The organism is Agitococcus lubricus, assembly GCF_003051055.1.
GTDB lineage: Bacteria > Pseudomonadota > Gammaproteobacteria > Pseudomonadales > Moraxellaceae > Agitococcus > Agitococcus lubricus.
In genome coordinates this window covers 121,551-142,107 of the sequence record NZ_QAON01000007.1, presented here as the reverse complement: position 1 = coordinate 142,107, position 20,557 = coordinate 121,551, and the positions used below count along the sequence as shown (strand labels likewise).

Here is a 20,557-nt window from a genome sequence, read left to right as displayed (position 1 = left end):
ATTTGTTTAAGCGCAATATCATGCGATACCGACAAAGCCGTATTGATGCCCAAGTCCAGAACATAGACAGGATTCACTGCCATGATTCGTAAAGCGCTACTGACCACCCTTATTTCTGCACTCAGCATCACGACCACGCTGGAAGCACAAGCGGCTTCTACGTATTCTCAAACGAAATATCCGATTGTTTTGGCACATGGTATGTTTGGTTTTAAGTCTTTACTTGGTGGTGCGGTAGACTATTGGTATCAAATTCCGTCTGATTTACAGGCAAATGGTGCTAAAGTTTATGTCACACAAGTGGCGGCTTTAGAAAGCTCCGAAGTGCGCGGCGAACAGTTACTGAAACAAGTGAAAGATATCTTGGCAATTTCAGGGGCAGCCAAAGTCAATTTGATGGGGCATAGTCACGGTGGTCACTCCATTCGTTATGTCGCAGCCGCCATTCCAAGTCGTGTTGCTTCAGTCACAGGGATTGGTAGTCCTGTCAAAGGTTCTCCAGTTGCAGATTTAGTGACCAAGACGGGTTCATTAAGTGGTATTGCCTATGCGGCACTGAATGCGTTAGCAGGGGTGATTGAGTTTTTTAACGGTGCAGGTAGTTTTAATCAAAGCGCTAAAAATAGCATTGCGGCTTTATCGGCATCAGGCTCGGCGGCATTTAATAGCAAGTATCCTGCGGGTGTGCCGACTACCGCTTGTGGGCAAGGCGCGGCTACTGTGAATAACATTAAATTTTATTCGTGGAGTGGCACTAAGGCCTTAACCAATGTCTTAGACCCTACGGATGTATTATTGGGTGCGACCAGTTTAATCGTTGGCGGTGCAAATGATGGTTTAGTCAGTCAATGCAGCAGCCATTTAGGCGTTGTTTTGCGTGATAATTATTCGATGAATCATTTAGACGAAGTGAATCTGATGTTTGGTTTGCGCGATATTTTTTCAACAGACCCCAAATCAGTGTATCGTGAGCATGCTAACCGCTTAAAACTGGCAGGCTTGTAAGAGCGGATGGTAATAAGGCAGCGTAGGCTGCCTTTTTTATGCACGATTTTCTGCGATTGGCCAGATTATCTTGAGCATGGTTACTCAACATCTACTGAGACCAACGACTGTTCTTTTTGAGTTATGTATAAATACCGTATTGATGCTGTGGACATATCCCGAATTCAGTTATAATCGCCGCCCTGATTGATGTCCCTTGTTGGGAGAGTAAAGTTGCTGGCAGTTACCCATTTGCAGGCAGTGCGCGATGATAGAGTGTTGTTTAGTCAGCTAGACTTTAGCCTTCATCCCAGTGAAATGCTGCAAATAGTCGGGCCCAATGGGACGGGTAAAACGACTTTATTACATGGTTTGATGGGCTTGGCACCCTTGTCTGCGGGTGAAATTTTTTGGCAGCAGCAATCTATTCAAGAGAGTCCGCACCTGTTTAGACAAAATGTCAGTTTTTTGGGACACCTTTTGGGTCTTAAAATGCTGCTTAATCCTATCGAAAACTTAGTCTTTTTATTGCAATTACGACAAAAAAAAGTGTCGCCTAACACGATTGAGCACGCGTTGGCAAAGGTGGGCTTAGCAGGATACGAAGATGTACCCATTGCTAACTTATCCGCAGGTCAAAAACGCCGTGTTGCCTTAGCCCGTTTATTTTTAGAGCAATCACCGCTATGGATATTGGATGAGCCGTTTACTGCAATTGATTTGGCAGGGGTTCAAGCCTTAGAAGGTTGGTTACAGCAACATTGTCAGCAGGGTGGGATGGTCTTGTTGACGACGCATCATGTTTTTACGGCGGGTGTCCCTGTTCGTCAGCTGGATTTAAGTCAGTTTGCGGAGCGTAGCTAACATGTGGGCATCTGTTTGGGCGGTGATTAGCCGTGACTTGAAATTGACCATGCGGCAGGGAGGGGAATGGTTAAATCCGCTCTGTTTTTTTGTCATGGTCATCACCCTATTTCCATTAGCAATCGATTCTACCCCTGCCAAACTCGCTGCGATGGCAGGTGGCATTGTGTGGATTGCGGCCTTGTTGTCAGTTTTATTGTCGATGGATAGTCTATTTAGACAAGATTATGAAGACGGTAGTTTAGAGCAGTTAATGGTGAGTTCTGCGCCCTTAAGCCTTATTGTGATTGGCAAAGTATTCGCCCATTGGTTACAAACGGGGGCGTGTTTAACCTTATTAAGTCCCATTGCCGCTTTATTATTACATTTGCCAGAACAGGCGGCTTACGCTTTATTTTTGACTTTATTGATGGGCACACCTACGTTAAGTTTGCTGAGTGCGATTGGGGCAGCCCTTACGGTTTCCTTACGTAAAGGCGGTGTATTAGTCCCACTACTCACCTTACCCTTGCATATTCCTATTATTATTTTTGCAACTGCCGCCGTACAGGCTTCGTTAAGTGGCTTAGCGATAGAAGGTTATTTAGCCTTATTGGCGGCATTTCTAGTTTTAGCATTGACACTCACACCCTTAGCGGTTGCAGCCGCATTACGCTTAGCAGTAGGAGGTTAGGCATGTCTTGGTTAAAACGTATGTGGCAAACCTTTGAGCAAACCGTCAGCCCTAAGCATTTTTATCGTATTAGTGGTGCATTTATTCCTTGGTTAGCAATCATCTCAGCGTTGTTGATTAGCCTAGGTACGGTTTGGGGTTTGGCGTTTGCGCCACCCGATTATTATCAGGGCAATAGTTATCGTATTATTTTTATTCATGTGCCGTCTGCCAGTTTAGCAATGAGTGCCTACTTTGCTTTAGCAATTTGTGGAGTCATTAGTTTAGTATGGAAGATTAAAACTGCCGAAATGGTGGCACGTGCGATTGCAGGCTTAGGCGCGGTGTTTTGTTTTTTGGCCTTAGTGACAGGTGGGGTATGGGGTAAACCAACATGGGGGACTTATTGGGTGTGGGACGCACGCTTAACCTCGATGTTGATTTTATTGTTTTTATATTTGGGGGTTATCGCGCTTTATAACGCTTATGAAAGCAGCGCCACAGGCGCAAAAGCAGCCGCCATTTTATCGATTGTTGGGGTTATCAATTTACCCATTATTAAATATTCTGTGGTTTGGTGGAATACACTGCATCAAGGTGCCACCTTCACCCTGACCGCTAAACCTAAAATGCCAGCAGAAATGTGGATGCCTTTATTAGTGATGATGTTTGGCTTTTATTGTTTATTTGCTTTATTAACTTTATTAAAAACCCGCAACATTATTTTGCAACGTGAACGTCGTAGTCAGTGGGTCAAAGAATTAGTACAGCAGCATACGGAGCAAAAACATGGCCTTTAATTCATGGGCAGAGTTTATGGCAATGGGCACGCACGGTGTCTATGTGTGGTCGAGTTATGGTTTAACTTTTGTAGCCATTATCAGTTTGTTTTGGTTAATACAACGCGAGCGTCAACAGTTTTTTAGGGAACAACAGCAGCAAGCAAAACGTGATGCGCAGCGCGTAAATGCCTTGAAAACCCCAAATTCCTGAACTTTATAGAGAGACGCTATGAATCCTAAACGTCAACGTAAACTCATTTTAATCTTGGTATTGGTGGCAGGGATTGGTATTGCGGTTGGTTTAGCAATGTATGCTATGCGGCAAAATATTAATTTATTTTATACGCCAACACAGTTGGCGCAAGGCGAGGCCAATTCGGGTCAACGTATTCAAGCAGGTGGCTTAGTTGTCAAAGGTTCGGTATCACGCGACCCCCAGTCTTTAGCCGTGACCTTTTTAATCAGTGACTTAAAGCATGAAATCCCTGTTACTTATACAGGGATTTTGCCAGATTTATTCAAAGAAGGGACGGGTATCGTGGCAAATGGCCATTTTGTCAATGGCCGTGTCGAAGCCGAAGAAGTGTTGGCGAAACACGATGAAAACTATATGCCACCGCAAGTTAAAGAGGCGATTACAGAAGCAGGTCATCCACAAGGGAAATAGTGTTATGTTTTGCTAAACGCATACAACTAAAGACAAACTACAGGATTTATCAATGCGCATGTTGGCGTTGAATCATCTGTAAAAATGCAGGGATGCGTTGTTCTAAATAATAAATCGGCTTTTGAATCGACCCTGTAATAAACCCCACATGGCCGCCTTGTTGTGCCAATTCAAAATGAATACATGACGATAGCGTATGGCTAGGAGGAATGACATCAGATGACATAAACGGGTCATCATGGGCATGAATAATCAGTGTCGGTGTACGAATATGAGTCAAAAACTGTGTAGGGCGACAACGGCTGTAATAATCATGTACATTGTCGAATCCATGTAAAGGTGCCATCAATTGGTCATCAAACTGCCAAAATGACTGATAGGGCGACTTAGCCAAGCATTCTGCTATTTGCTGTGCTTGTGCTTGCGCACCCTGTTGTACAAAATGTGCATGTTTGGCTTCCCATAATTGCCGTAAACCTGTCAGTAAATAACGGCGGTAGATTTTGGATAAGCCTCTATCTAAGCGTTGAGCACAAATACCCAATTCTAAGGGGGCAGAAACGGCAACGCCTGCCCAAAGCCGCTCGTCTGTGCCCAATTCCGCCAGTGTTTTTAAGGTCATGGCACCGCCCAAGGAATAACCGACAATCATTATCGGACGCGCTTGATGTTGCAGTAAATGTTGATAGACCGCAATCACGTCATCACTTGCGCCTGCATGATACGCACGGGTTTGTTGATTGGGTTCTGTGGCGCCACGGCAGTTCATCGCCACACTGGGCCAGCCAATAGCAGCCAAAGCGCGTTGTAAACCCAGTACATAGTGTGATTCGCTTGACCCACTTAGGCCATGAATAACCAGTACTAAGGGCGCATTAGGCTCGCATTGTTTAGGTGTATGATAATCCAGTAGTAAAAAATCTCCGTCAGCTAAGTAAATTTTTTGTCGTTCCCGCTTGAGCGATAAGGGTTTACGTCGATGAAATGAAGGGAACAGCGTTTGTAAATGGGCATTAGCCAAACCAGACGCAGGCCGAAATGGGCTGACAAAAAAACCTTTTTTGAATGAGGGCGGCGTCATTTCTTAATTATCCTCCAAAGGGCGATAGTGGGCTAAAAAGCCCTGTACTGTACCTGCTTTGGTACTTTTAAGGCATTGCCATTGGCCAGTTAAGCCAAGACTTTGCCAGTCACAGTCAGCCTCCAAATACACCACACTGTTTGTGCTAATCAGTTGATGCTCAACCAACAGTTGACAACTAGCAGCCCATAATTTTAAGGCGTAGGGGGGGTCGATAAAGACAATATCAAAACATTGAGGCACTAATTGGGGTAATAAACTTAAGCTGTCACCCATTTTTACCGTGTTTGGCTTGCCTAAGTGTAGACATTGCTCTCCTAAATGTTTGGCTTGCGCGGCATGTTTTTCGCAAAATAAACAGCTTGTTGCCCCACGAGATAACGCTTCTAGCCCCAATGCACCACTCCCTGCAAATAAATCCAGACAGTGTTTACCCTGTATGTCAAATTGTAGCCAATTAAACAAGGTTTCGCGGACACGGTCGGGTGTGGGGCGTAGACCTTCAATCGCCAAAAAACTGATTGTGCGGCGTTTCCATTGGCCACCAATAATACGTAGGGTGCTAGTAGTCAGTTTTTTCATGGATTGGCTACCGTGATGCCTTGACCAACGGTGACAGTCAACATTTTGTCAGGATGGATATGCTTGCGAAAGGCTGCTTTGATTTGTGAACTGGTCACACGGTTAATACGCTCATTAAAACTATCGAGATAATCAAGCGGTAAATTATAAAAGCCAATCGAACCTAAATAAGCCAAAATACTGCTATTACTGGACGTGCTTAAGGGAAAGCTACCCAAAATGTTATCTTTGGCTTCTTGAAGTTGGCTGTCGCTGACCCCGTCACGAATAAATTGCCGCAAATTCGTACGCAGTAAATCTAAGGCTTGTTGGGTTTGGTCGCTACGCGTTGATAAGCTGACAATAAAGGGGCCTTGCACATGCATCGGTACAATCGAGCTGTACACCCCATAGGTTAAGCCCCGTTTTTCTCGTAACTCATTCATTAATAAGCTATTGAAGCCACCACCGCCTAAAATTTCGTTACCAACATATAAGGCTTCATAGTCTGGGTTGCCGCGTTGAATACTGGCTTGACCCATCATGATATGCGTTTGTTGGGACGGAAAGCTGAGGTGTTTATGTACTGCTTTGGCCAGTGGTGTCACGGTGTTGAGTTTAGCGGCTGCTTGGCCTGCATTGAGACCTCGGCTGATTTTTTCAGCCACTTGTTGGGCTTGCTCACGAGATAACGCGCCAACAATGGCAATGGTGGCATTATTAGCGACAAAATATTGTTGATGAAATTGTTTGAGGTCGTTGGTTGTAATTTTTTTTAGACTATCGGGTGTGCCATTAGAGGGATGAGCATAGGGATGACTACCGTATAAATGTTGATAAAACAATATGCTGGCCTGAGCGGAAGGCGACTGTAATTTTTGTTGTTGGCCAACTTGTGCGCCATCAAAAATACGCTTAAAGGCGGCATCAGGAAATATAGGATTAGCGATAATATCGCTATAGACATCAAGTGCAGGCTCTAAATATTGTGGGTCACTCAATACCCGTAAATCGACAATAAACATGTCTCTATAGGCAGCGCTGCTAAAAGTAGCACCTATATTTTCAAAGCTGGCTGCAATTTGGTCGGTATTACGGGTAGGCGTGCCTTCATCTAGCATGCGGCTGACTAAACTGGCGAGACCGAATTTATCACCATCGCGTGCCGAACCTGCATCAAATAATAAGCGCACATCGACCATCGGTAACTCTTGAGCAGCGACAAATAAAACCTTCGCCCCGTTTTGTGTTTGCCAATTTTCAATGGCAATATTACGTTTAGGAATGGGAGCGCTTTTAACGCTATTAAAGCTCGAGAGTTTATCTAACGCCGTGAGTGGGCCTGCGGTGACCGTCGTCCCTTCGGGCGCGGCATAACTGAGGTTGGCAAGCAGGGCGAGTGACAGTAAGGTTTTTTTCATTGTGCATCTCCGACGTTTAATTGTGTCGGTTTTAAGAAAAGGGTCGTCATATTGGGGGCAGTCAGCCATGTTTGAGCGGCCTGACGAATATCATCTTTAGTAATACTTTGCAGTTGCTTAGGAACGTCATCGGCTGTTTGCCAACCTAAATCTAGACTTTCTAATACGCCAATTTCGTTCGCCTGGTCACTGATAGAGTCCTTTCCAAACACGTCATCTGCCAAAATCGCTGCATAAACTCGTTTGAGCTCTTCATCCGAGATGGTGTCGGTTTTGAGTTTGTTAATCTCATCTAAAATAGCGGCTTTAGCTTGCTCTAAGCTATAACCTTCGGCTGGAATTGCGGTAATAGTCAATAATGTGTCCCCGCGACTAAAGGGATTGTAGCCACTACTGACCGCCGTCAGTAGCCGTTGTTCGCGCACTAAACGTGTTTCTAAACGTGCGCTTAAGCCCAGATCTAAGACGCCTAATAACATACGCAGCGCATAAACCTCTTTGGGTTTTTCGGCACTGGTGAGACTAGGTACGTTAAATCCTATGTATAGATTAGCGACTTTGGCAGGTAACTCTAGCGTCATGGTGCGTTCGCCAATGTGACGTAACTCTTTAGCTGGCGGGGCTTTACGAATGGTCTGGGCAGGAATATTAGCAAAATATTGTTCGGCTAATTGTTTTACCTGTTCGGGTTTGACATCCCCCACGACGACTAAGGTTGCGTTATTAGGGGCATACCACTGTTGATACCACTGTTTGAGGTCATTGACGCTGAGATTGTTGAGGTCATTCATCCAACCAATGGTCGGATTACGACTAGGCGTGGTTAACATCGCTAAGGATTGAAAGCGTTCCAAAGCCAAGCCCTGAGGATTATCATCCGTACGTTGACGACGCTCCTCCATAACGACACGAATTTCTTGTTTGAAGTCTTCTTCCTTGAGTTGTAAGTTCACCATACGGTCAGCCTCTAACTCCAGTGCTAAAGGCAAACGATTATTGCTATACAATTGATAATAAGCCGTGTAGTCATCGGTGGTAAACGCGTTATCTTCACCGCCTAAATACGCAACTAAACGAGAAAATTCACCCGCAGGGACTTTATACGTGCCTTTGAACATCATGTGTTCTAAGGCGTGTGATAGGCCTGTGTATCCTGCTTGTTCATAACTAGAACCTACTTTATACCAGACCTGAGTGACGATAACAGGCGACCGATGGTCTTCACGAACTACCACTTTGAGGCCGTTATTTAAGCTAAACTCGGTCGTTGCTGCCTGTGCCCATACAGGCAAGAGTAACAGGCTTAATAGAGTCAATCGTTTAAACATATTTTTTCAAATCCATCTCAATAACAATAGCGACACCTGAATAAGCGCTTATATTGAATAGTTTATCAACGTGATGACAGTAGAGAAATGTTAAACAACGACTACGCACGCCCATCAAACAGCACACATCAGCGACACATCAATTCGTATAAAGTATGGTAGCATAGCGCACTTTTAATATAGGCACTGGCGAGCGTAAGTGATAACGAAGCCGTGTCATCAACCTTGTAGGGCGAAGTGTGGTACAGCACATAGGTCTAAATATTGTGCATAAGCATGTAGGCCGAGCTTGCTGACGGCATATGCTGTGGTAAATACACTTCACCCCATCTTGTCATCTGTGTGGATAGAACTATGTCGGATAATCAGTCTGCTAATAAAGCAGGAATAAAGTCTTGGTTTTCATGGACGGCTACAAAAGAAGAAGCAGGCACTGCGGTGCAGCAAACACCTGACGACACGCCAATCACAGTGCCTGACCAAGGCGAAGAACCCGCCTATTATGAATATGAGGGCAGTTTAGATGTCACGTTGCCCAGCTTGCCTGCGGTAGATGTGCCGATTATTGAAAATCCACGTACTGAAGTACTGGTTCAAGAAGTTGTTGCCCACACGACAGAGCCTGCCCCCAGTGTGACCCCCTCGGCAGACGTGAATGTCGGTTCATCATTTTTTGGACGGATGAAAGTCGGTTTAAGCCGCACCCGTGACCAGTTCACCAATGGTATGGTCAGCTTGTTAATTGGCGGTAAAGAAATTGACGATGAATTATTAGAAGAAATAGAAACACAAATGTTGGTTGCTGATATGGGTATTGATGCAACCCGTACCATCATTGACCGCTTAACAGACCGTGTGACCCGTAAAGAGCTTATTTATTCCAACGGATTATATAAGGCGCTCCAGCAAGAGCTCGTTGAATTGTTGGCACCGCGCGTCAAACCCTTGCAGATTGATACACACAAAAAACCGTATGTCATCTTAATGGTGGGTGTCAATGGTGTGGGCAAAACCACAACCATTGGTAAATTAGCGAAGCGTCTACAATTTGAAGGCAAAAAAGTCATGTTAGCCGCAGGCGATACCTTCCGCGCAGCCGCTGTTGAACAGCTACAAGTTTGGGGACAACGGAATAATATTCCTGTCGTTGCCCAAAGTACGGGCGCAGACTCGGCATCGGTAGCATTTGATGCCTTACAAAGTGCCAAAGCCAAAGAAATGGATGTTTTGATTGTGGATACGGCAGGACGTTTACATAACAAAGGCCATTTGATGGAGGAATTGCGTAAAGTCAAACGTGTTCTACAAAAGGTTGATGGCACTGCCCCGCATGAAGTCATGTTAGTCGTTGATGCAGGTACAGGTCAAAATGCCCTAAATCAGGTACAAGAATTTGACCAAGTCGTTGGCTTAACAGGGTTGACCATTACCAAATTAGATGGCACTGCCAAAGGTGGTGTATTGTTTAATATTGCCAGCCGTACGCATGTCCCGATTCGATTTATTGGCGTGGGTGAAAAAATCGACGATTTGCGTCCTTTTGCCGCTAAAGAGTTTGTGGCTGCTTTATTCCAAACGGATAATTAACACTGGGTAATCCGCGTCTGTAGCCCCTGTTGTAACAGGGGCTATACCTGACTGTGCGCATCTAGACACTGTAAAGAAAAATTACATAACAGGGCTAAAACTGCGACATAAGCCTCTAGCAAGCAGGCGATGTTCGCGTTAATATCAAAATATACATACTTATTCTTGAGTGGAGATTACTGACATGAGCAATAGTCGCAGTTTAGTGCCTGTGACGCTCTCTGTTCCCGGTGTCAATCTGGGAGCCTACATTTCTAGTGTCAATCAGGTAGCTATTTTATCTGCTGATGAAGAGCGCGAATTAGCCGAGCGTTACTTTTATGAACAAGATTTAGAAGCTGCCCGTCAATTAGTGTTAGCTCACCTACGTTTTGTTGTCCATATTGCACGCAGTTATGCGGGTTATGGTTTACAGCAAGCCGACCTCATCCAAGAAGGGAATGTGGGTTTAATGAAGGCTGTAAAGCGTTTTGACCCTAATATGGGCGTGCGTTTGGTGTCTTTTGCCGTACATTGGATTAAAGCCGAAATCCACGAATTTGTGATTAAAAATTGGCGTATTGTCAAAGTTGCTACGACCAAAGCGCAACGCAAATTATTTTTTAACTTGCGTAGCCTCAAAAAGGGGAGTCACGGTTTAACGCATGTTGAGGCTGAATCTATTGCGCATGACTTAAAAGTGACACCTGCCCAAGTCTTAGAAATGGAAGGTCGATTGTCCGCCTTTGATGCGTCTTTTGAAGCACATTTAGATGATGATGAAGACAAACAGCACCAAGCACCTGCCTATTACTTAGAAGATAATCGTTATGACCCTGCGCGTCAGCTTGAAGAAAGTGATTGGGAAGACAATAGTACGGAACTTCTGATGAACGCGTTAAATCGGTTGGATGACCGTTCTCGCGACATTTTAACACGTCGTTGGTTGGCCGAAGATAAAGCCACACTACATGAATTAGCGGCTGAATACAGCGTTTCTGCCGAACGTATTCGTCAGCTTGAAAAAAATGCGATGGATAAAATTAAGTCAGCCTTAATGACGGCTTGAAAAAATCCGACTACACTAGCGCCGCGTTTATCGCGGCGTTTGTTTTGGTGAGAAAAATACATGGTTATTGCATTAGCTGCGCTTAATTTAGCCCTTGCTGTATTACTGGGAGCGTTTGGCGCGCATGGCTTAAAAGCAAAAGTGACACCTGAGCAATTAGCCTGGTGGCATACAGGCATTGATTATCATGTGTATCATGCGTTGGGCATGTTGTTGATTGGTGTACTCATGGCTGCACAACCCCAGTTAAATTTGGCTAAGGGCAGTGTGTGGACATTACAATTTGGTATTATAGTGTTTAGTGGGTCATTATATGCCATGACTTTAGGCGCACCGCGATGGTTTGGTGCGATTACGCCTATTGGTGGAACAGCGTTTATTGTCGCATGGTTATGGTTGGCGTATAGTGCATGGCAGCGAGGTATTTAATGCAAGTTTTAGTCAATGGTGAATCCAAAGAGTATGCAGACAATACAACGATTGCGGATGTCATTCATACACTCGGTTTAGAAGGCCGACGAATTGCAGTCGAACTTAATCAAGATATTGTGCCCAAAAGTCAACATGCGCACTGTTTATTACAGGCTGGCGATAGATTAGAAATTGTTCATGCCATTGGTGGCGGTTAAGCCACTTTCGATTATGTCTATTAGCCCTGTCAGGGAAACTGCTGTTTATGAATCATGATGTATTTACCTTAGCAGGTCGTCAGTACCAATCACGTTTATTAGTGGGTACAGGCAAATATAAAGACCTTGGAGAAACACAGCTTGCCATTGAGGCCAGTGGTGCCGAAATAGTGACTGTTGCCGTGCGTAGAACAAATATTGGCCAACATGCAGGTGAGCCGAATTTATTAGACGTAATTTCACCCGACAAATATACCATTCTTCCGAATACTGCAGGTTGCTATAACGCAGAAGAAGCGGTACGTACCTGTCGTTTGGCGCGTGAGCTGTTAGACGGCCACTCACTGGTCAAACTCGAAGTATTGGGTGATGATAAAACCTTATATCCTAATGTCGTTGAAACGCTAAAAGCAGCAGACGTCTTGGTTAAGGACGGTTTTCAAGTCATGGTGTATACCTCAGATGACCCAATTATTGCCAAACAACTCGAAGACATGGGCTGTATTGCCGTCATGCCTTTAGGGAGCTTGATTGGCTCGGGCTTGGGCATTGTCAATCCCTATAATTTGCGCATTATTATGGAACAAGCGACAGTACCAATTATTGTTGATGCGGGCGTAGGCACAGCGTCTGATGCAGCGATTGCCATGGAGCTCGGCTGTGCTGGTGTCCTGATGAACACAGCCATTGCCAAAGCACAACACCCTATTTTAATGGCATCTGCCATGAAAAAAGCAGTAGAAGCAGGTAGAGAATCCTTTTTAGCGGGTCGTATGCCCAAAAAATTATACGCTTCTGCCTCTAGCCCATTAGAAGGTAAGTTTTTCTAAAGTAAGTGACGTAAGATGACCGACTCCATAGATAGCGCTATTGTTAAAAAAGAATACCCACGTCGTATTATGACCTTTATGCGTCGTTCTTCTGCATACACAGCATCACAGCAAAAGGGTATTGATGACTATGGCACCTATTATTTATTAGAAACCGAAGCGCGGCAGTTTGACCAACAGCAGGTATTTGGCCGTCATGCACCCTTAACCGTAGAAATTGGTTTTGGTATGGGGTTCTCACTCGTTGAAATGGCATTAGCTGCCCCTGAGCGTGACTTTATTGGTATTGAGATTCATCCCAATGGTTTAGCGCAAATTTGTTATGAAGCGGGCGAGCGTCAGTTAAAAAACTTACGTATTATCGACGGTGATGCGTTATTGATGCTGGAGCATTATTTTACTGATGCTAGTATTGATACCGTTCAGCTCTATTTTGCCGACCCGTGGCCAAAGAAGAAGCACCATAAACGCCGTTTTGTGCAGTTACATCACATGCAATTGATTCGCCAAAAACTTAAGTTAGGTGGTGTGTTTCATGCAGCGACTGATTGGGAACATTATGCCCTATGGATGCTTGATATTTTGGAAGCCAGTGAGGGTTACACTAATATGATGGGAAAAGGGCAATTTTCACCACGACCCGACTACAGACCACTGACGAAGTTTGAAATGCGTGGGCAAAATTTAGGACATGGTGTGTGGGATGTCTTGTTTCATAAAACGGCCTAAGTCATAACCCTCTGTTTGAGGGTTATTTTTTGAGTACCTGATTGATGGCATGAATCAGGGCATCTTCGCTAAACTCTTTGACTAAATAATCACAAGCACCTTGACGTAAGCCCCAGACTTTATCACTTGGTTGGTCTTTGGTACTGACGATAATGACGGGGATATGTGAGGTCTCACTTTTTTTGCTAATCACCCGTGTGGCCTGAAAACCGCTCATACCAGGCATAATAATATCCATCAAAATCACATCAGGTTGAATGGCGGTGGCGGTGGCAATCCCTGCTTCACCATTAGTCTCGAACACACATTCATGACCGTGTTTGCGTAGCATGGCTCCAATGGTGGCATGAAACGTGGGGGAGTCGTCGATGACTAAGATATGTGCCATAACTTACCTCTGCTTATAGTTTTAGTTGTTTATTGCGTCAATCATGAAGTGCGTGATTTTAGTTTTAGCTTAGATGTTTTTTGAGTCTTCTGCTATCTACATCATAATTTTTTTTGCACAATTAGCAATAGAGTGTAGATGTATATTTGCTGACTTTTTTCTTGTGATGGCCAATACGTAGACTCACATAAGTCATACCAATTAGGGAAAACAAACTATCTTGTCAATTAAGAGGCAGCTATTGCTCACGCATGTAGTAAGTCTGCTTGCCTATTTAATACCAGCATATTCAGGTATAAGTTAGAGGTCTTCAGAATAACAAACCGCCGTACAACGTGGCTCGACTTATGCTTTTTGATGCTAAAAATAGCTTTCGCGCAGGTTGTTTTAATACAGTTTTGCTATTTTGATTTCATCAATACAAATCAATGATATATAGGGTCTGTATTCAGGCGAAGAAAACACAAATGAGTATTGGGTGATAATCGACCCTGTAGGATTCTAGCAATCTTGTTATGAGGCATTGGTGAACAAGAATACATTTGTTAAAATCCTCATCATTAAGTTGAAAGTAATTTCATAGTTTTGATGTGTTGACCTACTAAATAGGTTATGACTACGTTCAACCAAGTATGCTCTAAAAATACGTCAGTCTTCTAGTTTCATTCAAAGGATAAGCTCATGGCACGTTCAGACACATTGCAAGCAGTTCAACGTCCACGCCAGCGTGTGTCACCCGTACAAGAACGTTCACGGCAAAAGCTCAATACCATTTTAGATGCCACCGCCAATTTGTTGGTGCAACAAGGTGTTGAAGCCACCACCATGCTCGCCATTGCAGAAGCCGCCGACTTATCGCCAGCAACCGTGTATCACTATTTTGAAAATCGTTTGGCGATTTTTGCCGCTTTAGCCGAACGCACCATGACCATGGTTGATAATAATTTGTCAGAGCGTTTAAACGCCTTTGCGGTATCTAACGAACAAAGCACCCACGAATTACTCCAAACCTTGTACCAGTTGTATCATCAAACCCCTGGTTATGTCTCGTTGTTGACCGCGTTACGTGCCGAACCTTCCTTGCAAGCCTTAGTACGTGAGTCAAATCGCCGTATTGCTGATGTCATTTGTGAAGTATTGGTACGTCGTACCCCTTTAACCTTACGTCGCGCCCAACGTTTAGGCTGGATTTTAAGCCAGTCGTGTGATCAAGTATTGCAAGAAGCGTTATTATCTACGCCCGAAGAAGCGCAAGCCCTATTAGAAGAACTCACCGAGATGGTGGATACACTGTTAGTCCACTATATTCAAAATTCTAAAAATTCTGCGCTTAATTAAACGCTTGGGCATACGCTTTGCGTGTAATCAAACCAATTAATTGCCGAGGCAAAAACCGACTCACAAAAAGCTGTTGGCGATTTAGCAAACCAGAAACAGCGAGATTTTTACGTGCTTGCATGGCGGCAATGCCTTCACTGGCGCATGATTCTACGCTTTGCAGTAATGGCGTATTTTGAAAATACTTTAAACGACTATTGCTGGTCATTTCGGTATCAATGCCGCCTGGTGAAAACACCGTTAAAGACAGGTTTTGCTGATGCTGTTCGAGGGCAAGGCTTTGGGTAAAATTGGTGACAAAAGCTTTTGTACCTGCATAGGCCGCTTGGTAGGGAATAGGCAACAAACCTGCCATGCTACTAATCACCATCATGCCTCCACCTTGATTTTTTTCTTTCAGATATTGGCTAAATAAGCTAAGTAAACGCACAACACTGGTAACGTTTAGCGCAAGCATTTTTTCAAAGTCAGGCCATGCTAATTCGTGATGTTCGCCAAAATGGGTCACCGCTGCATTCAAAATTACGCCATAAATATCCGCCAGTTGGGTGGCTTGTTGATAAACACGTTCAACGTCGTGAGCAAGTGATAAATCGGCAGCAATCACATGACAGTGAATGCCTGATTTTTGTTCTAAGTCTTGTTTGAGTGCCAGTAACTGAGCTTCACGACGGGCAACTAAAATCAAATTAGCCTGATGTTGCTCGGCAAGTTGCGTGGCCATTTCTAAGCCAAGCCCAGAAGATGCGCCTGTCACTAAGACCCATTTATGGGTAAATTGCATGTCTTTCATAAAAAGCTCCATCTGCTATTGTTGTTATAAAGCTGAATATATGTCAGGTTAAAGCTAGATTGACTAAAAATCAATCTGATAATACGGTTAACGATTAGATTTTTTGTTTATCTAAAGAAGTTAAGTGCACGTATTGACAAAAAGTAGAGATATGCGACTATTTAAGCTGACGATAATTCAGGTTTTGAGGGTTGGCCATGTTTAAAGCAGGTTGGAGTAAGCGCGAGATTTTAGTCAAAGCGCAAGGCTATGCGATGATGGGCTATGGTATGTGGCATAACCGTGCATGGGGACAACAAACGCCGTTATTTGCGCGCGCTATTTGGTTGGCAGATGAACAGGGTAATGAAATAGCCTTTTGTTGTTTAGATTTGGGCTACATTACTTATGCCATGCGCAGCACAATTATTCGTCAACTTCGTGCAAAACTTGGTGAGCACTTTAACCCAGAGCGTTTGGTCTTAACCTGTACGCATACCCATTCAGGGCCGGGCGGATGCACTCACGATGCCTTGTATAATGTGGTGACCCCCGGTTTTGTGCCAGATAACTTAGCGCAAATTGTGTTAGCAACGGTTGATGCATTATTAGTAGCACGCGCACATTTAGAACCTGTCGAGCTGAGCTTGGCACATGCGGCCTTTGCCGAAACGACAGCAGTGGCGTGGAATCGTTCATTAGAGGCTTATAATCGTAATCCTGAAGTGACAAAATTAAATCATCAGCAATGTCATTTAGCCTTAAACCGAGAAATGCCTGTTTTAGCGATTCGTCATCAAGGACAAGTAGCAGCGTTTGTGTCGTTGTTTGGGGTTCATGCAACGGCGGTGGGTAATAATCAAACTAAATATTGTGCCGATAACAAAGGCTATGCGGCGGTGGCTGCCGAAGCTGCATTGACACAACAAGGCATTACTGCACCTGTGGCAATTTTTGCACAAGCAACAGCAGGGGATGTGTCACCCCATTATCATGGGCCAAATGATATTGTGCGTCGCAAGCAGTGGCAGGGAGAAAAAGAATATACCTATGCCGAGCAAAATGGTCGCCTGCAAGCCGAACACGCATTAAAGATTATTCAACAAGCTAGTTTACCCATTACAGGCGCGTTAGATGCCATTTTGACTTATGTCGATTTAAGCAATCAACATGCTGAACCTCGTTTTGCCAATGGCGAACAGCAAGCGTTTACCAGCCAGCCGTGTCATGGTGTGGCATTTTTTACAGGTACGCGTGTGGATGGGCCGGGTATGCCTATGGCCATTGGTAAAGTTGCCAAGCAACTAGCGCGTGTGGTTAAAACCACGCGTTTGCGGCGTTTGCACAAATTAACGCTAGCCGAGCAGCAGTATTATCAACGTTTATATGCTGCCCAAGGGGTTAAGGATATTATGCTCGAAGCAGGGCGTAAACAAGTTTTGGGGCAAGCGATTGATAAATTAATGGTGCCTGCGATTGCCGATCCCTTAGTGGCAGAGTTAAAACGTCAAGCGGCGAAAGGAGCCATGAAGGAAAGCGCAATGGTGCCAACGGTATTGCCGATTCAAATTGTGCGTCTAGGTAATATAGCTATTGTTTGTTGTCCTGGTGAATTTACGACTATTGCAGGGCAGCGGGTGGTACAAACCGTGGGACAAATCTTAGCGACTGCAAACATTGAGCAGGTGTTAATTTGTACCTATTGTAATGACTACATGGGTTATGTCACCACCTACGAAGAATATCAACAACAGGCGTATGAAGGCGGCCATACGATTTATGGCCAATGGACCTTAGCTGCTTTTCAAACGTGTTTTGCCAAACTAGCCGAGCAGTTCGCCTTGCCTGCACATCAGCGTCAGTATGACCAACACACCCAACCTTTGCCCGTACCTGCACATGAGTTGGCTTTAAGGAGTAATTTAACGCCGCCAAGGCGTTAAAAAACGCAGCTCAGCCTATGGGTTTGTGGCATAATCAAACCATGAAAAACGATACTCTCTCTGATAATAATCCACGTCAACGTGGTCGCCCTCGTATTGCTGGCAGTGCGTTAATTGCACGGCAGACACCCGTTTTGCTTGCCGCAGGTCGATTATTAGCGACGCGTCAATCCAGTGAAATCAGTGTTGAATTATTATTACAAGAAACAGGGACATCGCGGCCTACGTTTTATCGTTGGTTTCCCCAAGGTTTAGAACAAGTCTTTGAGACCTTGATTGCCAAAGCCAATGCCGATTTGGTGATTCGTTTGGTGTCTGAAGTTGCCAAATGCGAGCAAGCAGAAGCACGCATACGTGCAGGGGTGCGCGCTTATTTTGATTGGGGATTAGAGCAGGGCTCAGTCGTCACAGGTATTTATCGGGAAGGATTTACCACAGGCTCTATTGCCCAACGCTATCGCCAACAGTCAATTAATGTGGCGATTGGTCTGATTGAGCAGCAAGCGCAGGCCTTGGGGTTACCACATATTCCATTACGTGTGATTGAAACACTCGTAAATTGGGTGGAAACGGCAGGGGCGGTTGTGTTTCGTCATTATCCTGTGAGTCGGGAAGAAGTAGACCAACAGTGTGAAATGACGACACATATGTTTTTAGCGATGTTACGTTCGGCAGCAACCACCTTCAAATCATGAGCTGTATCCTGTGGGGTGTTTTTTAGGAAAACGCGCCGCAAAGCGTTCGGCCAGTGCGGTAATGGTTAAACTAGGATTGACACCCACATTAGCTGGAATAGCAGAACCATCAACCACATACAAATGCGGGTAATTAAAAACTTCGTGGTCAATATCAATGACTCCTGTACGTGGGCTATCTGCCATCACAGCACCACCTAAAATATGCGCCGTCACGGACATATTGCCAAGACTTTCTACAATCATGTTTTGCGGAATACCGTCGCTGACTTCAGCAACTGCCCGCGCCGCCGCGTTAGCTTGAGGCAAAAACGATGGTGTACGCCCACCTTTGGCCAGTTCCGAGCGTAAAGCAAAGCGAAAGCCCCGTAATAAGCTACGGCCAAAACTAAATGCCATTTCATTGTCAGCGTGTTGCATGACTGTTAAGTAGGTGGTGCGTTTATACCAATTAGCCGCAAAATAGACGCGAAAGGCGTTTAAGGGATGCCGCATATAAGCCCATAAGGTACGTATCGCTCGACGTAGCGGATGTGTGTCATCTACCATTGGTACCATATAAAACTTCATCATGCTATAACTGGGTGGTAAACGATTTTGGGTTAGATGCGTTTTGTCATCAGCATAGAAATGTGTTGAAATAGCCGTACCTTGAGTGACATCAATCTGCGAATCTTTTGCCAAAATTCCGACTAGCGCTTCACTATTGGTACGCACGCGTTGTCCAAGGGTGTCCGAAATATGGGGTAATGTCTGATAACGGTCACGTGAGTTAAATAAAATTTCTTGTGTGCCGAGTGCGCCTGCCGACAAAATCACTTTTGCAGCTTTTAATGGACGGTAAGTTTTATCTTTTTGCCACGGATGCTCTACATATAACACGTACCCACCCCCATGACATGGCGCAATGTGGGTGACTTTATGCTCGGGTAAAATCGTGACGCCTGCACGTTCGGCAAAATACAAATAGTTTTTATCGAGCGAATTTTTAGCGCCATAACTACAGCCTGTAAAACAACGACCACATTGTGTGCAGCCCTGACGTGCAGGCCCTTGGCCATCAAAATACGGGTCAGGATTCAGCCCCTGCGTCTGACCAAAAAAAATACCTTGTGGTACCGCGCCAAAGGTATGACCAACCCCCATCTTATGGGCAGCTTTCTCTAGCCATTCATCTTGAATACCCCGATAAGGATTGTGACTAATACCCAACATGCGACGAGCAGTGTCGTAATGTGGGGCTAATTCGTGTTGCCAATTTGCATTTAAGTGCGACCAAGCAGTGTCTTGATAAAATGCCGTTTTAGGCTCAAGCAAGACGGCACCATAGACATTACTGCCACCACCCACACCAATCCCGCGTAAAATAGCGACATGTTGAAAGACTTCTTGGGCAAAAAAGCCTTTCATGCCCAAACTCGGCATCCATGACAATGCGGTGGTGCTGGTGGCGGCTTTTTCGAAATCCTCTGAGCTTAAGCGTCTGCCCATTTCTAAAATAGCCACTTTCCAACCTTTTTCGGCTAAACGTAGGGCACTGACGCTGCCACCAAAGCCAGAACCGACAATAAGAATGTCATAGTCAATTTCAGTGCTCATGCCTAATCGCGCTCTAAAATAAAGGGAAAGATAAAATGACGAATTAAGGGTAAGTCGACACGTGTCATACCCAATAACGTACTGTCATCTAAGGCTCTTAATTCATCAGTCACCCAACGCCAAGGAATAGGTGCGTCTGAACCATAGGTGAGGGCAATAACAGGATTGCCATCTATAGACGATGCCCGTGCTTGTGCTTGCATAGAGAGTGCATCAATGGTTTTTTCAGCACGCTTTAATACATTCGTTGCGCGATGGGGGGTTAAAAACTTTTTGCCTAACCAACCCCATAAACCTGAGATATAACAACTGGGCATGCCACCGAGTCTTAACCATAAAGGGCCAACAAAACGCGCCCGCCAAAAGCCATCTCTTTGGGTCAATGTGGGTAAGCTCGCTGTTTTAAAACAATCGACTAGCTGCGCTAGAGACATAGTATTGGTAATAGGAGGCATGGAAACTCGCTCTATCTAAACAAAAAAGCACAATATACGTAACATATATGTTACGTATATTGTGCTTTTTTAACATCTTTGGCAAGTTTTTTATAAAACCGTTTAACAGAAATATTTATGATTATTTTAGGGCGGAGTAAACTATAAAAATACACTGATTCGTTCCTTTTAGCTTATTCAGTCATGATGACTGCATGAAAATAG

At 44.6% G+C, this 20,557-nt stretch carries 23 protein-coding genes; 15 read left to right on the top strand and 8 right to left on the bottom strand.

Features of this window, described 5'->3' with window-relative positions; translation table 11 throughout:
- Positions 1-81: 81 nt before the first annotated feature.
- From C8N29_RS09055 to ccmE, 6 genes are all read left to right on the top strand, one after another.
- The gene (locus C8N29_RS09055) at positions 82-1,005 is read left to right on the top strand and encodes a lipase family alpha/beta hydrolase (RefSeq protein WP_107865737.1); all 924 of its coding nucleotides are present in this window, start codon (positions 82-84) and stop codon (positions 1,003-1,005) included.
- A 213-nt stretch (positions 1,006-1,218) separates the two neighbouring features.
- On the top strand, positions 1,219-1,848 hold the full coding sequence (gene ccmA, locus C8N29_RS09050) for a cytochrome c biogenesis heme-transporting ATPase CcmA (protein ID WP_107865736.1): 630 nt from the start codon (positions 1,219-1,221) through the stop codon (positions 1,846-1,848).
- 1 nt (position 1,849) lies between these two features.
- On the top strand, positions 1,850-2,521 hold the full coding sequence (ccmB, locus tag C8N29_RS09045; RefSeq protein WP_107865735.1) for a heme exporter protein CcmB: 672 nt from the start codon (positions 1,850-1,852) through the stop codon (positions 2,519-2,521).
- 2 nt (positions 2,522-2,523) lie between these two features.
- Positions 2,524-3,300 carry a heme ABC transporter permease gene (locus C8N29_RS09040; RefSeq protein WP_107865734.1) on the top strand — a complete coding sequence of 259 codons (777 nt, stop codon included), beginning with the start codon at positions 2,524-2,526 and terminating at the stop codon, positions 3,298-3,300.
- Complete coding sequence (gene ccmD, locus C8N29_RS09035; protein WP_107865733.1) at positions 3,290-3,493, top strand: heme exporter protein CcmD; 204 nt, start codon at positions 3,290-3,292, stop codon at positions 3,491-3,493. Before C8N29_RS09040 ends, ccmD begins: the two co-directional genes overlap by 11 nt.
- Positions 3,494-3,511: 18 nt before the next feature.
- Positions 3,512-3,949, top strand: a complete 438-nt coding sequence (ccmE, locus tag C8N29_RS09030) for a cytochrome c maturation protein CcmE (protein WP_107865732.1) — start codon at positions 3,512-3,514, stop codon at positions 3,947-3,949.
- Between the two features lie 49 nt (positions 3,950-3,998).
- On the opposite strand, the gene C8N29_RS09025 is transcribed toward ccmE, so the two are convergent.
- Genes C8N29_RS09025 through C8N29_RS09010 form a run of 4 tightly spaced genes read right to left on the bottom strand, consistent with a single transcriptional unit; the run spans position 3,999 to position 8,340 of the window.
- Positions 3,999-5,030, bottom strand: coding sequence for a hydrolase (locus C8N29_RS09025; protein WP_107865731.1), 1,032 nt, complete (start codon positions 5,028-5,030; stop codon positions 3,999-4,001).
- 3 nt (positions 5,031-5,033) lie between these two features.
- A complete protein-coding gene (gene rsmD, locus C8N29_RS09020; RefSeq protein WP_107865730.1) occupies positions 5,034-5,612 on the bottom strand; it encodes a 16S rRNA (guanine(966)-N(2))-methyltransferase RsmD in 579 nt (192 codons plus the stop codon).
- Positions 5,609-7,012 (bottom strand): M16 family metallopeptidase, encoded by a 1,404-nt coding sequence (locus C8N29_RS09015; protein ID WP_170106945.1) that lies wholly within the window; start codon positions 7,010-7,012, stop codon positions 5,609-5,611. The genes rsmD and C8N29_RS09015 overlap by 4 nt, the downstream gene beginning before the upstream one ends.
- The gene (locus C8N29_RS09010) at positions 7,009-8,340 is read right to left on the bottom strand and encodes a M16 family metallopeptidase (protein WP_107865728.1); all 1,332 of its coding nucleotides are present in this window, start codon (positions 8,338-8,340) and stop codon (positions 7,009-7,011) included. Before C8N29_RS09010 ends, C8N29_RS09015 begins: the two co-directional genes overlap by 4 nt.
- 354 nt (positions 8,341-8,694) lie before the next feature.
- Between C8N29_RS09010 and ftsY the strand changes: the two genes are divergently transcribed.
- From ftsY to trmB, 6 genes are all read left to right on the top strand, one after another.
- A complete protein-coding gene (gene ftsY / locus C8N29_RS09005; protein ID WP_107865727.1) occupies positions 8,695-9,927 on the top strand; it encodes a signal recognition particle-docking protein FtsY in 1,233 nt (410 codons plus the stop codon).
- 175 nt (positions 9,928-10,102) lie between these two features.
- A complete protein-coding gene (gene rpoH, locus C8N29_RS09000; protein WP_204509312.1) occupies positions 10,103-10,975 on the top strand; it encodes an RNA polymerase sigma factor RpoH in 873 nt (290 codons plus the stop codon).
- A 60-nt stretch (positions 10,976-11,035) separates the two neighbouring features.
- A complete protein-coding gene (locus C8N29_RS08995) occupies positions 11,036-11,404 on the top strand; it encodes a DUF423 domain-containing protein (protein ID WP_107865725.1) in 369 nt (122 codons plus the stop codon).
- Positions 11,404-11,604: a sulfur carrier protein ThiS gene (gene thiS, locus C8N29_RS08990; protein WP_107865724.1), complete on the top strand. Its 201-nt coding sequence runs from the start codon at positions 11,404-11,406 to the stop codon at positions 11,602-11,604. Before C8N29_RS08995 ends, thiS begins: the two co-directional genes overlap by 1 nt.
- A 47-nt stretch (positions 11,605-11,651) precedes the next feature.
- Positions 11,652-12,434: a thiazole synthase gene (locus tag C8N29_RS08985; protein WP_107865723.1), complete on the top strand. Its 783-nt coding sequence runs from the start codon at positions 11,652-11,654 to the stop codon at positions 12,432-12,434.
- 15 nt (positions 12,435-12,449) lie between these two features.
- Entirely contained in the window at positions 12,450-13,163 is a 714-nt protein-coding gene (gene trmB, locus C8N29_RS08980; RefSeq protein WP_107865722.1) for a tRNA (guanosine(46)-N7)-methyltransferase TrmB, read from the top strand.
- A 22-nt stretch (positions 13,164-13,185) separates the two neighbouring features.
- Here the strand turns inward: trmB and C8N29_RS08975 are convergent, their stop codons facing one another.
- Entirely contained in the window at positions 13,186-13,551 is a 366-nt protein-coding gene (locus C8N29_RS08975) for a response regulator transcription factor (RefSeq protein WP_107865721.1), read from the bottom strand.
- 681 nt (positions 13,552-14,232) lie between these two features.
- Between C8N29_RS08975 and C8N29_RS08970 the strand changes: the two genes are divergently transcribed.
- Entirely contained in the window at positions 14,233-14,889 is a 657-nt protein-coding gene (locus C8N29_RS08970; protein WP_107865720.1) for a TetR/AcrR family transcriptional regulator, read from the top strand.
- Here the strand turns inward: C8N29_RS08970 and C8N29_RS08965 are convergent.
- Positions 14,882-15,682 carry an SDR family NAD(P)-dependent oxidoreductase gene (locus C8N29_RS08965; RefSeq protein WP_170106944.1) on the bottom strand — a complete coding sequence of 267 codons (801 nt, stop codon included), beginning with the start codon at positions 15,680-15,682 and terminating at the stop codon, positions 14,882-14,884. The two genes, C8N29_RS08970 and C8N29_RS08965, sit on opposite strands and share 8 nt — an antisense overlap.
- Positions 15,683-15,879: 197 nt before the next feature.
- Between C8N29_RS08965 and C8N29_RS08960 the strand changes: the two genes are divergently transcribed.
- A complete protein-coding gene (locus C8N29_RS08960; protein WP_107865718.1) occupies positions 15,880-17,604 on the top strand; it encodes a neutral/alkaline non-lysosomal ceramidase N-terminal domain-containing protein in 1,725 nt (574 codons plus the stop codon).
- 17 nt (positions 17,605-17,621) lie between these two features.
- Positions 17,622-18,299 carry a TetR/AcrR family transcriptional regulator gene (locus C8N29_RS08955; protein WP_107865717.1) on the top strand — a complete coding sequence of 226 codons (678 nt, stop codon included), beginning with the start codon at positions 17,622-17,624 and terminating at the stop codon, positions 18,297-18,299.
- Here the strand turns inward: C8N29_RS08955 and C8N29_RS08950 are convergent.
- Both C8N29_RS08950 and C8N29_RS08945 read right to left on the bottom strand, forming a co-directional pair.
- Positions 18,294-19,898, bottom strand: a complete 1,605-nt coding sequence (locus C8N29_RS08950) for an FAD-dependent oxidoreductase (protein ID WP_170106943.1) — start codon at positions 19,896-19,898, stop codon at positions 18,294-18,296. The two genes, C8N29_RS08955 and C8N29_RS08950, sit on opposite strands and share 6 nt — an antisense overlap.
- A 2-nt stretch (positions 19,899-19,900) precedes the next feature.
- On the bottom strand, positions 19,901-20,353 hold the full coding sequence (locus C8N29_RS08945; RefSeq protein ID WP_107865716.1) for a hypothetical protein: 453 nt from the start codon (positions 20,351-20,353) through the stop codon (positions 19,901-19,903).
- Positions 20,354-20,557: the final 204 nt, after the last annotated feature.